The organism is Kitasatospora sp. NPDC057936, assembly GCF_042887525.1.
Taxonomy (GTDB): domain Bacteria; phylum Actinomycetota; class Actinomycetes; order Streptomycetales; family Streptomycetaceae; genus Kitasatospora.
In genome coordinates this window covers 1-13,250 of sequence record NZ_JBHVPD010000103.1, presented here as the reverse complement: position 1 = coordinate 13,250, position 13,250 = coordinate 1, and the positions used below count along the sequence as shown (strand labels likewise).

The following is a 13,250-nucleotide window of genomic DNA, read 5'->3' as shown; positions in this document are numbered from 1 at the left end:
GGCGCCGGACCACGGTCAACGGAACCGCCCCCGGACCACGGTGAGCGGAACCGACCTCAGCCGTCGAAAGCCGTCGAAAGCCGTCGAAGGCCGTCGAAAGCCGTCGGAGCCGGTCCGATGCCGCCGCCCCGGGCACAGTCGCAGACGAGGAGCCCAGCAGATGCCGCCACAGGACACCCCGGGCCCGGCGCGCCCCGGCCCGCCGGCCGCCGTCTGCGTGGGCGAGTCGATGGCCGTCCTGCTGCCGGACCGCCCGGGCCCGCTGGAGGCGGTGGACACCTTCCGGCTGTCGGTCGGCGGCGCGGAGTCCAACGTCGCCGGGGCCCTCGCCGCGCTCGGCGTGCCCACCGCGTGGATCAGCCGGGTCGGCGACGACGGCTTCGGCCGCCGCCTGGTCGCCGAGGTGGCCGCCCGCGGGGTCGACGTCTCGGCCGTCGCGGTGGACCCGCACCGGCCGACGGGCCTCTACCTCAAGGAGGTCGGCGGATCCACCGGCCACCACCACGACCTCGGCCCGGGCCGCAGCCGCCTGCACTACCACCGCCGCGGCTCGGCCGCCGCCGCACTCTCCCCCGCCCTGCTGGACGATCCGACGGCCGCCCGCCTGCTGGCCGGCGCCCGGCTGCTGCACCTGTCCGGCATCACGGCCGCGCTCTCCGACGACTGCCTCGCCCTCCTGCGCGCCCTGCTCGTCGGCCCACGCCCGAGCCACCCGGACACCCCGACGAGCCCGAACAACCCCACGAGCCCGACGCGCCCGACCAACCCGACGAGCCCGGACACCCCGAAGACCCCGAACGCCCGCACGAGCCCCCGCCGTCTGGTGAGCTTCGACCTCAACTGGCGCCCCGCACTATGGCGCGACCGCGACCCGGCCGTCCTGCCACCGCTTCTCGACGCCGCCGACGTCCTGCTGCTCGGCGCCGACGAGGCCGAGGCCGCGTTCGGCACCGGCGACCCGGCCGTCCTGCGCCGCCGCTTCCCGTCGCCCGCCACCATCGTCGTCAAGGACGCCGCCCGGGCCGTCACCGCGCTCGGCCGGGACGGCTCCGCCGTCACCGAACCCGCCCTCGCCGTCGAGGTCGTCGAGGCCACCGGCGCGGGCGACGCCTTCGCGGCCGGCTACCTCGCCGGCACGCTCCGCGGCCTGGACCAGCGCCGCCGGCTGCGCCTCGGCCACCTGAGCGCGGCCTGCGCGCTCACCGCCCACGGCGACCAGGCCGAGCTGCCGCCCGCGCCCGTCGTCGCCGCCCTGCTCGACGCCGCCCCCGCCGCCTGGGCCGCCACCCGCGTCACGGCGAGCGCCATCAGCAGCCCCGCGCTCGACTCCCGGGCGAGCCGGACCGCACCGGACCGGACCACCCCGGACCCGACCACCCCGGACCGGAGCCGGACCACCCCGAGCGGAGCCCGATGAGCCAGACCGTCAGCCGCGCCCTGCGCATCCTCGCCGAGCTCGGCGAGGGCGAGCGCTCCCTCGACCAGCTGGCCGAGGTGCTCGGCGTGCACAAGACGACCGTGCTGCGGCTGCTCCAGAGCCTCGAAGCGGAACGGTTCGTCTACCGCGACGCCGGCTACCGCTACCACCTGGGCGCCGGCCTGTTCGCCCTGTCCGGCCTCGCCCTGGAGCAGCGCGGCATCCGCCGCATCGCCGCCCCGCACCTGGCCGAGCTGAACGCCGCCACCGGCCAGACCGTCCACCTGGCCGCGTACGAGGGCGGTGAGGTCGTCTACATCGACAAGTTCGACTCCCGCCACCCGGTCAGGATGTACTCCCGGATCGGCCTGCGCGCCGCGCTGCACAGCGCCGCCGTCTCCAAGGTGCTGCTCGCGGACCTGCCGCTGCCCGAGCGGCGCCGGGTCGTGGCGGGCGTCGACTTCACCCCGCACACGGCCAACACCCTCACGTCGCCCGAGGCGCTGCTCGCCGAGCTGGAGCGGGTGGCCGCGCAGGGCTGGGCGCAGGACCACGCGGAGCACGAGGCCTTCATCAACTGCGTGGCCGCGCCGGTCCGGGACGCGAGCGGACGGGTCGTCGCCGCCGCGTCGATCTCGGTGCCGGACGTCCTCCTCTCGTACGAGCAAGTGCTGGACCTGCTACCGCAGTTGCTCGCCACCACCCGCGCCATCTCGGCCGACTGCGGTCGACCGGAACAGATCTGACACTTCGTCAAAAGGATGAGCAAAGGATGAGCATGAGCGACAAGACCGAGATCCGCACCGACGGCGCCCCCGCCCCGGCCTGGCTGTTCTCCCAGGGCGTGCGCAAGGGCCCGATCCTCCAGGTCTCCGGCCAGGGCCCGCAGGACCCCGCCACCGGCGAGTACCTGTACCACGGGGACGTGAAGGCGCAGACCCGGCGGACGCTGGAGAACGTCAAGGCGATCGTGGAGGCCGGCGGGGCGAGCATCGAGGACGTCGTGATGTTCCGCGTCTACCTCACCAAGCGCGCCGACTTCGCGCCGATGAACGAGGTCTACGGAGAGTTCATCGCGGAGAACATCAAGCCCGGCGGCGTGAAGCCCTGCCGCACCACGATCTTCGTCGAGCTGCCGCAGGAGCCGATGCTGGTCGAGATCGACGCACAGGCCGTCGTCTCCTGACGCGCCGCGGAAGAAGTGGCCGACGGCCGGGGCTCGGACGCTTCACGCGGTCCGGGCCCGCCGCTTGCCACCGGCGCCCGCCACCCTTAGGTTAGGCTCACCTAACCAAGAGGAGGTCCGCATGGCCACCGCGCGCCAGCACCCCGCCGACGAGGCCGCCGAGCCCACCACCGCCGAGCGGGTCCACAGCCTGCTCACGGCCACCGCGTCGCTCACCGTCCGCGCCCTCGGCGAGCACCACGACCTCGCCAGCCCGGTGGCGGTCCACGGCTCCCGGCTCCGGCTGCGCGCGCCCATCGACGCCCCGCTGACCCTCGCCGCCGTCGACGCACCCGACGGCCTCGCCGTCGTCCTCGACGTCACCGACGTCTCCCCCGTCGCCGTCCGCGACCGGGTCCGCGGCCGCCTCTCGCTCGCCGGCCGGCTGCGCCTGGCGCACCTCGCCGACGACGGCCTCAGCGTTCACCTGCGCGTCGACGCCGCCCACGCCGTCCTGTCCACCCCGTACGGCACCGGCGCCGTCACCGCCGCCGAACTCGCCCTCGTCACCGCGGACCCGCTCGCCCGCACCGAGGCCGGCCTGCTCACCCACCTCGCCGACGACCACGCCGACGCGCTCGCCGTCCTCACCCGGCTGCTCGACCCCGCACTCCTCGCCGGCCGCCCCGCCGTGCGCCCGCTCGCCCTCGACCGCTACGGCCTGGTACTGCGCCTGGATCACCCGCACGGCCACCGCGACGTCCGCCTGGTCTTCCCCGAACCGGCCACCGACACCGAGGACTTCGGCCACCGCATGCACGACCTGCTGGCCGCCGCCCAGCACGCGCTGCCCGCCCACCGCACCTGAGAACCGTCAACCCCAAAAAACCTGACGGACCGTCAATCACGTTCCGCCGCATCCTCCAACACGATCCGCCCCATCCGCGCGTAGAGCTCCGGCCGCCGCCACCGCATGACGAGCGCCAGCACGATCCCGCCCGCGAAGGCACCGATCACCAGGTACGGGATCAGCCGGAACAGGAGCGTCCCGGCGGCCGCGCCCGCCGCGGTGCCCCGGTTCACCACCAGCAGCGCAACCACCCCCGCCATCGCCACCCCGCCCGCCACCGGCGCCGTCAGCGTCCGGAACCAGTGCCTGGTCTCCGGGTGCCTCCCCAGCACGTGGAAGTACCCCACCACGGCGAACGAGCAGAGCGTCTGCACGATCAGGATCGCCATCGTCCCGAGCAACGCCAGCAGCGTGTACAGGTGCAGGTACGGATCCATACCGGCCGCCAGGAAGGCGAGCACCAGCCCCGCCGCGATCCCCGACTGCACCACCGAGGCGACGTGCGGCGAACCGTGCCGCGGGTGCGTGCGCCCGAGCGCCGGGTGCAGGAAGCGCTCCCGCCCGATCGCGTACAGGTACCGCGCCGCGCACTGGTGGAAGGCCATCGCGCACGCGAACGACCCGGTGACGACCAGCCATTGGAACACCCGCACCGCCCACGCCCCGAGGTGCGCGCCCAGAGGGTCGAAGAACAGGCTGTTCCCGTCCTTGCCCGGCACCGCACCGCTCGCCACCGCGACCGCGTGCTCCACCCCGTTGCCGGACACGATCATCCAGGACACGAACACGTAGAACAGCCCGACCCCGACCACCGACGCCAGCGTCGCCCGCGGCACCACCCGCTTCGGATCGCGTGACTCCTCCCCGTACATCGCCGTCGACTCGAACCCCACCCACGACGTGAACGCGAAGAACAGCCCGAGCCCGGCCGCCGCGGCGCCCGAACCCCCCACCCCCTTCAGCGCGTTCAGCGGATTCACCGCCTCGCCGACGATCCCGTCCGGCCCGCCGCCAGCCGCCAGCACCGCGAGCGACACCGCCCCCAGCACCCCGACCTCCAGCACCAGCGCCACCCCGAGCACCCGCGCGGTCAGGTGCAGGTCGAACCAGGCCATCACCCCGATCACCAGCAGCCCGGCCGCCGCGTACCACCCCCACCCGAGGTCCACGCCCAGCTGCGCCCGCACCAGCCCACGCAGCGCGTACGCGAAGAAACCGACGACGGAGGCCTCGAAGGCGACGTACGCGAGCAGCGCGAGCAGCCCGGCCGCCATCCCCACCACGCGTCCGAGCCCGTGCGAGACGTACCCGTAGAACGCGCCGGCCGCGGTGATGTGCCGGGCCATCGCCACGTACCCGACCGAGAACACGGTGAGCACGAGCGTCGCCACCACGTACGCGGCGGGCGCGTCGGCCCCGTTGCCCTGCCCGACGACGATGGGCAGGTTCCCGGTCATCGCGGTGATCGGAGCGGCGGTGGCGACCGCCATGAACACCACCCCCACGAGCCCCACCGACCCCGGCTTCAGCCGGTCGACCCCACGCTCCACCGCCCGCCCGCCGCTCTGGACCGCCATCCGCCCGCCTCCGACCACCGCACCCGACCACCGCACCCGACCGGCGCCATCGCAGCACGCCGAAGGCCCGCACGCCGAACAAATCGTCAACGAACGACCATTCCGGCCACTCCACCGGACGCAGTCTTGATCTCCACGTCAGCCGGCTCTCATCGCCGTCTCACGGTCGCGGTGGATCGTGGCCCGACGATGGACGAACACCCGGGGGAATGGGAGCCATGACGGCAGAGGACAAGGAAAGACCGGGTAGGGAGAGACCGGGCACGGCCCACTGGTTCGGCCGGATGACGCTCCGCGGCCGGCTCGCACTCTTCACCGCGGCCGCGGTCTCGCTGGCGGTCGTGGCCTGCGCGGTGGCCGGCTGGTTCGTCGCGCGCGACGAGATGGTCAACCAGGTCGACCAGACGCTGTCGCACGCGTGGATGCCGGGCGACCGGCCGCCGAGCGGCGCGCAGATCAAGGCGCTGAACGACTGGTGCAACGGCGCGGCCGGGCAGCCCTGGATGCCCAGGGGGGACACCGTCCCCACGGTGATCGTCGCCGACGGCACCTCCTGTCCGCAGAAGGACCCCCGCGCCGTGGTCGCCACCCCGGACGACCTGCCCGTCGCGCAGAGCGGGAGCAGCGGCCCGCACGCCGCCTCGCTGTTCCGCGACGGCCGCACCGTGGACGGCACCCCGGTGCGGGTCTACGTGGTCAGCTTCGGCCCGGTGATGTTCGACAACGCCGCCTCCACCGCCGCCGTGGCGCTCGCCCAGCCGCTCGAACCGGTGCAGGACGCGCTCACCGAGCTCGCCCTGATCACCGCCGGCGCCGCGGCCGTCGTCATCGCGCTCGCCGCCGCGGGCGCCCTGTGGATCGCCCGCACCGCCCTGCGCCCGGTCGACCGCCTCACCCGCGCGGCCCAGCACATCGCCCGCACCCAGGAGCCGGGCGTGACGATCGAGGTCTCCGGCCACGACGAGATCGCCCGCTTCGGCGAGGCCTTCAACGCGATGAGCACCGCCCTCGCCGGTTCGCTGGACAGCCAGACCCGGCTGATCGCCGACGCCGGCCACGAACTGCGCACCCCGCTGGCCTCCATGCGCACCAACGTCGACCTGCTCATCCGCAGCCAGGAGTCCGGCCGCCCGCTGCCCGAGGCGACGCTCACCCGGATCCTCGGCAACATGAAGGCGCAGATGACGGAACTCTCCACCCTCATCGGCGACCTGCTCGAACTGTCCCGCCCCGCCGACGCCCGCGGCGCGAAGCCACTGCCCGTCGTCGCCCTGCACGACATCGCCGCCCGGGCCGTCGAACGGGCCGAACTGCGCGGCCCCGGCCTGGTGTTCGGCGCCGACCTGACGCCCTGGTACGTACGCGCCGATCCGCACGCGCTGGAGCGCGCGGTGATCAACCTGCTGGACAACGCGGTGAAGTTCAGCCCGCCCGGCGGCCGGATCGGCGTCTCGCTGGCGGACGGCGAACTCGCCGTCCGCGACGAGGGCCCCGGCATCGCCGCCGAGGACCTCCCGCACGTCTTCGACCGCTTCTGGCGCTCCCCGTCCGCCCGCCAACTGCCGGGATCCGGCCTGGGGCTGGCGATCGTCGCCCGCACGGTCCGCGCGGCCGGCGGCGAGGTCGCGCTCGCACCGGCCGGCCCGGACGGCGGCACCGTCGCGACCGTCCGGCTGCCGGGCGCGGCCACACCGCCGCCGGAGACGCCCCCGCCGGCCGGCGCCGGCCGGAGCTGAGGCCCGCGACGAGAACGGGGGGCGGGAAAACAGCGACCGGCCCGGCCCACGAGGAGTCCTCGTGGGCCGGGCCGGTCTGGGCGTGTCCCGCGCCCATGTCCGCCGGTGCGGCGATCACCCGGTCGAGCGGTCACCCGACATGACCATCCCGGACGATCGTTTCGCCCCGCACCTACGGTGGTCCGTCATCCCCGAAGGGGGGAGCTCAGAGCGCGACGCCGTGCGCCCGGAGGTAGGCGACCGGGTCGATGTCCGAGCCGTACTCCGGCCCGGTGCGGATCTCGAAGTGCAGGTGCGGGCCGGTCACGTTGCCGGTGGCACCGGACAGGCCGAGCTGCTGGCCGACGGTCACGGACTGGCCGACCGTCACGCCGATCGAGGACAGGTGCGCGTACTGCGCGTACTTGCCGTCGGCGAGCTGGATCTCGACCTCGTTGCCGTAGGCACCACCGTTGTCGGCCTTCACCACGACGCCGTTGGCGACGGCGCGCACCGGGGTGCCGGTGGAGGCGACGAAGTCCTGGCCGGTGTGGTGGCCGGAGGCCCACATCGCGCCGGCGACGCCGTAGGCCTCGCCGAGCACCGGGTTGGCGAGCGGGGCGACGTAGCCGGAGGCGGCGGCGACCGGAGCGGCGGCCGGAGCCTGCGCGGGCTGGGCCACGGTGGCCTGGACCTGCACCTGGGCACCCGGGGTGGTGGCCTCGGTCTGGACCTGCACCTGCGGCTTGGCGGCCGGGGCGGCGGGCTTCTGAGCGGGAGCGGCCGGGGCGGCCGGGGCGGCCTGGGCCGCGATCGCGAGCGACTGACCCGGGAAGATCAGGTTCGGGTTGGCGCCGACCACGGAACGGTTGTGCGCGTACAGCGCCTGCCAACCGCCCTCGACGTGCTTGGCGTCGGCGATCTTCGAGAGGGTGTCACCGCTGACGACCCGGTAGGAGGCGTCGCCCTGGGCGGCGGCCGGAGCGGCCGGGGCCGAGGCGGCGGCGACCGGAGCGGCGGGGGCGCCGGGGGCGGTGTGGGCCTGGGCGCTCATCGCGGTGACGAGCGGGAGGGCGAAGGAGACACCGGTGACGGCGGTCGCGATGCCGATGCGGGCGGCGCGGGGCAGGGTGATACGACGAGCCTGAGCAGGCATGGAAGTTTCCTCTCCGACGCCTGCGAGGTGAGCTGTCGGGTTCGGGCTGGAGTTGCCCGGCCGCATGCGCGGCTTCACCCCGAGCCGGCCCTGGAACTTCCGCGCAAACAGCGCGAATTCCGGTCCGGCGACTTACCTGTGGGTCCCCCGCTCCTGCCGTACAGAGTTCAGTGCGAGCCACCGGGCAGCGGCAGGACTCGGCGTTCCACCCGGTGGATCCGTCCGGGCTGGCCGGTCGGTCGCTGAACTAAAACTCATCCGTCCGGGTGAAGCAATGTCGATCTCTTGAACCCGCAACAACCCCACCCGCGACGATGACGCTCCGAATGATCCGGAATACGGTGCGTGCACAATCCATTCACTGCCCGCAGCGGATCAACGACCCTCCGCCGACGAGCCGACCCCTCCGTGACCACGCGATCACCCACCGCACCCCCCGGACGCACCACCGGTGACCCTTGTCACGTGCACCCCGCCGGGCGGAGGATCGGGCCGTGGCCACAACCAACGCCGGCTCCTTGCGCCTGGGCACCGCGCAGGGACGCTGGGTCCTCCTGGCAACAGTGCTCGGCTCCAGCATGGCGATGCTCGACGGCACCGTGGTGAACGTCGCCCTGCCCCGCATCGGCACCGACCTCGGCGCCACCCTCGCGTCCCTGCAGTGGACGCTGAACGCCTATCTGCTGACGCTCGCCGGGCTCATCCTGCTCGGCGGCGCGCTCGGCGACCGCTACGGCCGGCGCCGGGTCTTCCTGCTCGGCGTGGTCTGGTTCGCCGTCGCCTCCGCGGCCTGCGCCGCCGCGCCGAACATCCAGGTGCTGATCGCCGCACGCGCCGTCCAGGGCATCGGCGGGGCGCTGCTGACGCCCGGTTCGCTCGCCATGCTCCAGGCGGTCTTCCACCCGGACGACCGCTCGGCCGCGGTCGGCCTGTGGTCCGGCCTCGGCGGCGTGTCGGCGGCCGTCGGCCCGTTCGTCGGCGGCTGGCTCGTGGACGGCCCCGGCTGGCGCTGGATCTTCCTGCTCAACCTGCCGCTCGCCGCCGCCGTGATCGCGGTCGCCACCCGCTACGTCCCCGAGAGCCGGGACGAGAGCGCCACCGGCCGCTTCGACGTGCTCGGCTCGGTGCTCGCCGCCCTCGCGCTCGGCACCTTCACCTACGCGCTGACGGCGGGCGGCGAGGGCCTGTCCCCCGTTGTCTGGGTCACCGGCGTGCTCGGGCTCGTGCTCGGCGCGGCCTTCATCGTCGTCGAACGCCGCGCCCCCGAACCGATGCTGCCGCTCGGGCTGTTCTCCTCGCGGCTGTTCACCGCCGTGAACCTCGTCACCCTCTGCGTGTACGCGGCGTTCAGCGGCGTCTTCTTCCTCCTGGTCGTCCAGCTGCAGATCGTCGCCCGCTTCTCGCCGCTGGTGTCCGGCCTGGCCCTGGTGCCGATCACCGTGCTGATGCTCGCGCTGTCCTCGCGCGCCGCGCGGCTCGGCAAGCGGATCGGCCCGAGGATCCCGCTGACCGTCGGCCCGCTGCTGTGCGCCGCCGGGGTGCTGCTGATGCTGCGCGCCGGCGCCGGCTCCTCCTACTGGGCGGACGTCCTGCCCGCCGTCACGGTGATGGGCTGCGGCATGACGCTGCTGGTCGCTCCGCTGACGGCGACCGTCCTCGCGGCCGTCGAGGTGCGGCACGCGGGCATCGCGAGCGGGGTCAACAACGCCGCCGCCCGCGCGGCCGGCCTGCTCGCGGTCGCGGCCCTCCCGGCCCTGGCCGGCCTGAGCGGCGACGCGTACCGGGTGCCGGCCGCGGTCGACAACGCCTTCCACACCGCGATGCTGATCTGCGCCGGGCTCCTGACGGCCGGCGCGATCACCGCGTTCGCGACCATCCGCGGCAACGTGCTGGCCCCCGAGGACCACCCGGTCGCGGAGCCGGACACCGAGTGGTGCTGCGGCACGACCCCGCCCCTCGACCCCGGCCACGTCCACACGCACGAGGGCCCCGCCACCGGTCCGGCAGCAGGGCCCTCAAAAACCTGACGCTGCGTCAGAGAATGTCACCGGGGGCATACTTGGCCGCCTCCGGGTAGGCCGCGGCGACGGCCTCGACCAGACGGACGACCTCGGCGACCTGCGCACCGGCCGCGCCGGTGAACGAGAGCCGGTCGGCCAGCAGCGCGTCCAGCGCGGCGCGGTCCAGCGGGATCCGCTCGTCGGCGGCCAGGCGGTCCAGCAGCTCGTTCTCGCGGGCGCCGGCGCGCATCGCGAGCGCGGAGGCGACGGCGTGCTCCTTGATGACCTCGTGCCCGGTCTCCCGGCCGACGCCCGCGCGCACCGCGCCCATCAGCACCTTGGTGGTGGCGAGGAACGGCAGGTAGCGGTCCAGCTCGGCCTCGACGACGGCCGGGAAGGCGCCGAACTCGTCGAGGACGGTCAGGAAGGTCTCCAGCAGACCGTCGAAGGCGAAGAACGCGTCCGGCAGCGCGACCCGGCGCACCACCGAGCAGGAGACGTCGCCCTCGTTCCACTGGTCGCCGGCCAGCTCGCCGGTCATCGACGCGTAGCCGCGCAGGATGACGGCCAGGCCGTTGACGCGCTCGCACGAGCGGGTGTTCATCTTGTGCGGCATCGCGGAGGAGCCGACCTGGCCCTCCTTGAAGCCCTCGGTGACGAGCTCGTGGCCGGCCATCAGGCGGATGGTCTTGGCCAGGCTGGACGGCGCGGCGGCGAGCTGGACGAGGGCGGTGAGCACCTCGAAGTCCAGCGAGCGCGGGTAGACCTGGCCGACGCTGGTGAGCACGTTCTCGAAGCCGAGGTGCCCGGCGACCCGGCGCTCCAGCTCGGCCAGCTTCTCGGTGTCGCCACCCAGCAGGTCCAGCATGTCCTGCGCGGTGCCGACCGGGCCCTTGATCCCGCGCAGCGGGTAGCGGGCGATCAGCTCCTCCAGGCGGCGGAAGGCCACCAGGAGCTCGTCGGTGATCGACGCGAAGCGCTTGCCCAGCGTGGTGGCCTGCGCGGCGACGTTGTGGGAGCGGCCGGCCATGACCAGCTCGGAGTGCTGCGCGGCCAGGCTCGCCAGGCGCACCAGCACGGCCACCGTGCGGTCGCGCACGTGCTCCAGCGACTGGCGGACCTGCAGCTGCTCGACGTTCTCCGTCAGGTCCCGCGAGGTCATGCCCTTGTGGATCTGCTCGTGCCCGGCGAGCTCGCTGAACTCCTCGATGCGGGCCTTCACGTCGTGGCGGGTGATCCGCTCACGGGCGGCGATCGAGCCGAGGTCGACCTGGTCGATCACCCGCTCGTAGTCGGCGACGGCGTTCGCCGGCACCTCGACGCCGAGGTCCTGCTGGGCCTTCAGGACGGCGAGCCACAGGTGGCGCTCGAGGACCACCTTGTGCTCGGGGGACCAGAGCTGGGCCAGGGTCGCCGAGGCGTACCGGGAGGCCAGGACATTGGGGATCTGGGGCTTCGCGCTCACGCTTCGCAAGCCTAACAGCCGAGGTCACGCCCACTGCAGCCGACGGCGCGCTACGCCCGTAGAGCCCTGGCGCTACTGCGCGCCGCCCGTCCGGCCTGCCAGCACCGGCAGCACCTGCGAGCAGATCGAGTGCAGCGCGACGCGCTGCTCGTCCGTCATCGCCTCGAAGGCCTGGTGGGTGCGCGCCATCTCGCCGCGGATGCGGGTCAGGATGTCCCGGCCCTGCTCGGTGATCACGACGATCTTCACCCGCCGGTCGCCCGCCGCCGCCTCGCGGTGGGCGAGCCCGAGCGACTCCAGCCGGTCGACGATCCCGGTGACGTTCGAGGCGTCGCAGCCCAGCCGCCCGGCCAGCGCGCGCATCGGCACCGGCTCCTGCACCGCGCCGAGCGCCTTGGCCTGCGAGGAGGAGAGCCCGTGCCGGGCCGCGGCCGCCGCGAAGTCCTGGAAGTAGGCGGCACCGACGGCGGCCAACACCTCCATCAGCTCGGCGTTGGTTGGTACGGTCGTCGTCGCTGTCGAACCCATGGGACCAGCGTACGGCCGAGTGCTTCAGCAACTCAAGCTTTGACCACGGCAACCGTCACGGAATCAACCGCTCAGAGCACCAACTGGTCGAACAACCGCCGGAGCTCGGCCTCCGGGTCCGCGGTCAGCCCCGTGTGCACCGGCCCCGGCTGGACGACCGCGCTGCGCGGCGCCGTCAGCCACCGGAAGCGCTGCCCGGGACTGTCCGACGCCGCCGGCCCGGCCTGCGAACCGCCCGCGCACACCGCCTCGATCCCGTACAGCGCCTTCCGGACGCCGTGCACGTCCGCGACCGGGTCCAGCGCCAGCAGCCGGGCCTGGTCCAGGTGGGTGCGCGCGGCCAGGTGCGCGTTCTGCCGGCAGTACAGCAGCACGCCGACGTTGACGCACTCGCCGCGCTCGACCCGCGGCACCGCGCGGATCACGGCGTACTCGTAGTCGTGGAGTTCGACGGTCATGCGGGCACCTCCGGCAGCCAGTCGCGCGGACCGGCCAGTCGAGCGGTCAGCTGGGCGCGGTACGCGGCACGCACCGCGTCCGGCGAGTCGAAGCCCGGCTCGTCCACCAGCCAGACGTCCGGGATCCGCGCCACGGCCTGCTCGACCGCCGCCTCGGCGAGCGGCGCGAGGTCCTTGTCCGCGGCCGCGAGGTCCGGCCCGGAACGCAGCAGCGCGTGGTCGGAGGCGTCGTACGGACGGCGGATCCACGCGGCGGCGCCCGCCCAGTTGTGGTGGAAGATCAGGCTCGCGCCGTGGTCGATCAGCCGCAGCCCGCCGGTGGCGACCAGCAGATTCGGATTCCGCCACGACCGGTCGACGTTGCCGATGAGCGCGTCGAACCAGAGCACCCGCCCGGCCAGGCCCGCGTCGACCTCGAAGCACAGCGGGTCGAAGTTGAGCGCCCCGCTGACGAACGCCATGCCGAGGTTGGTCCCGCCACTGGCCCGCATCTGGTCCTGGACCTGCGGATCCGGCTCGCTGCGCGCGAGCACCGGATCCAGGTCGACGGTCACCAGCTCCGGCACCGGCAGCCCCAGCCGCCGCCCCAGCTCACCGGCCAGCACCTCCGCGACCAGCGCCTTGCGCCCCTGCGCGGCACCGACCCACTTCAACGCGTACAGCCGCCGGTCGTCGGCCTCGACCAGGCCCGGCATCGAACCGCCCTCTCGCAGTGGCGTCACATACCGGACCGCCGTCACCTCAGGAAGCACACCCCCAACCCTATCGGTGCCCCACCCCCCAGTCCCACCCCATGCCCCGCTTAGCCTCCCCCTCCTCCCCACCCCCCTCCCCCCACAGGCGAGAGGGTCGGGCTGCGGGAGGGGGTGGCGGAGGGGGTGGCCGCGGAGAGGGGCGTGACGGGTGATTTTCAGACTGC

General features: G+C 73.9%; 12 protein-coding genes and 1 riboswitch. Of the genes, 6 read left to right on the top strand and 6 right to left on the bottom strand.

Annotation, left to right across the window (positions count from 1 at the left end; all coding sequences use genetic code 11):
* Positions 1–160: 160 nt before the first annotated feature.
* From ACFVU9_RS37490 to ACFVU9_RS37475, 4 genes are all read left to right on the top strand, one after another.
* Positions 161–1,417, top strand: coding sequence for a PfkB family carbohydrate kinase (locus ACFVU9_RS37490; protein WP_387601344.1), 1,257 nt, complete (start codon positions 161–163; stop codon positions 1,415–1,417).
* Complete coding sequence (locus ACFVU9_RS37485) at positions 1,414–2,163, top strand: IclR family transcriptional regulator (protein ID WP_380444903.1); 750 nt, start codon at positions 1,414–1,416, stop codon at positions 2,161–2,163. Before ACFVU9_RS37490 ends, ACFVU9_RS37485 begins: the two co-directional genes overlap by 4 nt.
* A gap of 32 nt (positions 2,164–2,195) precedes the next feature.
* Positions 2,196–2,603 (top strand): RidA family protein, encoded by a 408-nt coding sequence (locus ACFVU9_RS37480; RefSeq protein ID WP_380444902.1) that lies wholly within the window; start codon positions 2,196–2,198, stop codon positions 2,601–2,603.
* A gap of 121 nt (positions 2,604–2,724) precedes the next feature.
* Positions 2,725–3,450, top strand: coding sequence for a DUF2470 domain-containing protein (locus ACFVU9_RS37475; RefSeq protein WP_387601340.1), 726 nt, complete (start codon positions 2,725–2,727; stop codon positions 3,448–3,450).
* Between the two features lie 32 nt (positions 3,451–3,482).
* Here the strand turns inward: ACFVU9_RS37475 and ACFVU9_RS37470 are convergent, their stop codons facing one another.
* Complete coding sequence (locus tag ACFVU9_RS37470) at positions 3,483–5,009, bottom strand: APC family permease (RefSeq protein ID WP_387601337.1); 1,527 nt, start codon at positions 5,007–5,009, stop codon at positions 3,483–3,485.
* A gap of 284 nt (positions 5,010–5,293) precedes the next feature.
* Between ACFVU9_RS37470 and ACFVU9_RS37465 the strand changes: the two genes are divergently transcribed.
* On the top strand, positions 5,294–6,745 hold the full coding sequence (locus ACFVU9_RS37465) for a sensor histidine kinase (RefSeq protein ID WP_387601335.1): 1,452 nt from the start codon (positions 5,294–5,296) through the stop codon (positions 6,743–6,745).
* A gap of 205 nt (positions 6,746–6,950) precedes the next feature.
* Here the strand turns inward: ACFVU9_RS37465 and ACFVU9_RS37460 are convergent, their stop codons facing one another.
* The gene (locus ACFVU9_RS37460) at positions 6,951–7,880 is read right to left on the bottom strand and encodes a peptidoglycan DD-metalloendopeptidase family protein (protein WP_387601332.1); all 930 of its coding nucleotides are present in this window, start codon (positions 7,878–7,880) and stop codon (positions 6,951–6,953) included.
* Between the two features lie 2 nt (positions 7,881–7,882).
* A riboswitch (cyclic di-AMP (ydaO/yuaA leader) is annotated at positions 7,883–8,063 on the bottom strand.
* Between the two features lie 311 nt (positions 8,064–8,374).
* Between ACFVU9_RS37460 and ACFVU9_RS37455 the strand changes: the two genes are divergently transcribed.
* On the top strand, positions 8,375–9,907 hold the full coding sequence (locus ACFVU9_RS37455) for a DHA2 family efflux MFS transporter permease subunit (protein ID WP_380505151.1): 1,533 nt from the start codon (positions 8,375–8,377) through the stop codon (positions 9,905–9,907).
* Positions 9,908–9,914: 7 nt separating this feature from the next.
* Here ACFVU9_RS37455 and purB read toward each other — a convergent pair whose 3' ends face one another.
* The 4 genes from purB to ACFVU9_RS37435 all read right to left on the bottom strand — a co-directional run bounded on the left by purB (position 9,915) and on the right by ACFVU9_RS37435 (position 13,083).
* Positions 9,915–11,345 carry an adenylosuccinate lyase gene (gene purB, locus ACFVU9_RS37450; RefSeq protein ID WP_380444896.1) on the bottom strand — a complete coding sequence of 477 codons (1,431 nt, stop codon included), beginning with the start codon at positions 11,343–11,345 and terminating at the stop codon, positions 9,915–9,917.
* Between the two features lie 72 nt (positions 11,346–11,417).
* Entirely contained in the window at positions 11,418–11,873 is a 456-nt protein-coding gene (locus tag ACFVU9_RS37445; RefSeq protein WP_380444895.1) for a MarR family winged helix-turn-helix transcriptional regulator, read from the bottom strand.
* 71 nt (positions 11,874–11,944) lie between these two features.
* The gene (locus ACFVU9_RS37440; RefSeq protein WP_380444894.1) at positions 11,945–12,331 is read right to left on the bottom strand and encodes a DUF3037 domain-containing protein; all 387 of its coding nucleotides are present in this window, start codon (positions 12,329–12,331) and stop codon (positions 11,945–11,947) included.
* Entirely contained in the window at positions 12,328–13,083 is a 756-nt protein-coding gene (locus ACFVU9_RS37435) for a HipA family kinase (RefSeq protein ID WP_380444893.1), read from the bottom strand. Before ACFVU9_RS37435 ends, ACFVU9_RS37440 begins: the two co-directional genes overlap by 4 nt.
* Between the last annotated feature and the right edge of the window lie 167 nt (positions 13,084–13,250).

Bases quoted from the DNA above. Each gene is read 5' to 3' on its own strand.
- ACFVU9_RS37490 (WP_387601344.1), top strand. From the start codon at position 161: ATGCCGCCACAGGACACCCCGGGCCCGGCGCGCCCCGGCCCGCCGGCC.
- ACFVU9_RS37485 (WP_380444903.1), top strand. From the start codon at position 1,414: ATGAGCCAGACCGTCAGCCGCGCCCTGCGCATCCTCGCCGAGCTCGGC.
- ACFVU9_RS37480 (WP_380444902.1), top strand. From the start codon at position 2,196: ATGAGCGACAAGACCGAGATCCGCACCGACGGCGCCCCCGCCCCGGCC.
- ACFVU9_RS37475 (WP_387601340.1), top strand. From the start codon at position 2,725: ATGGCCACCGCGCGCCAGCACCCCGCCGACGAGGCCGCCGAGCCCACC.
- ACFVU9_RS37470 (WP_387601337.1), bottom strand. From the start codon at position 5,009: ATGGCGGTCCAGAGCGGCGGGCGGGCGGTGGAGCGTGGGGTCGACCGG.
- ACFVU9_RS37465 (WP_387601335.1), top strand. From the start codon at position 5,294: ATGACGCTCCGCGGCCGGCTCGCACTCTTCACCGCGGCCGCGGTCTCG.
- ACFVU9_RS37460 (WP_387601332.1), bottom strand. From the start codon at position 7,880: ATGCCTGCTCAGGCTCGTCGTATCACCCTGCCCCGCGCCGCCCGCATC.
- ACFVU9_RS37445 (WP_380444895.1), bottom strand. From the start codon at position 11,873: ATGGGTTCGACAGCGACGACGACCGTACCAACCAACGCCGAGCTGATG.
- ACFVU9_RS37440 (WP_380444894.1), bottom strand. From the start codon at position 12,331: ATGACCGTCGAACTCCACGACTACGAGTACGCCGTGATCCGCGCGGTG.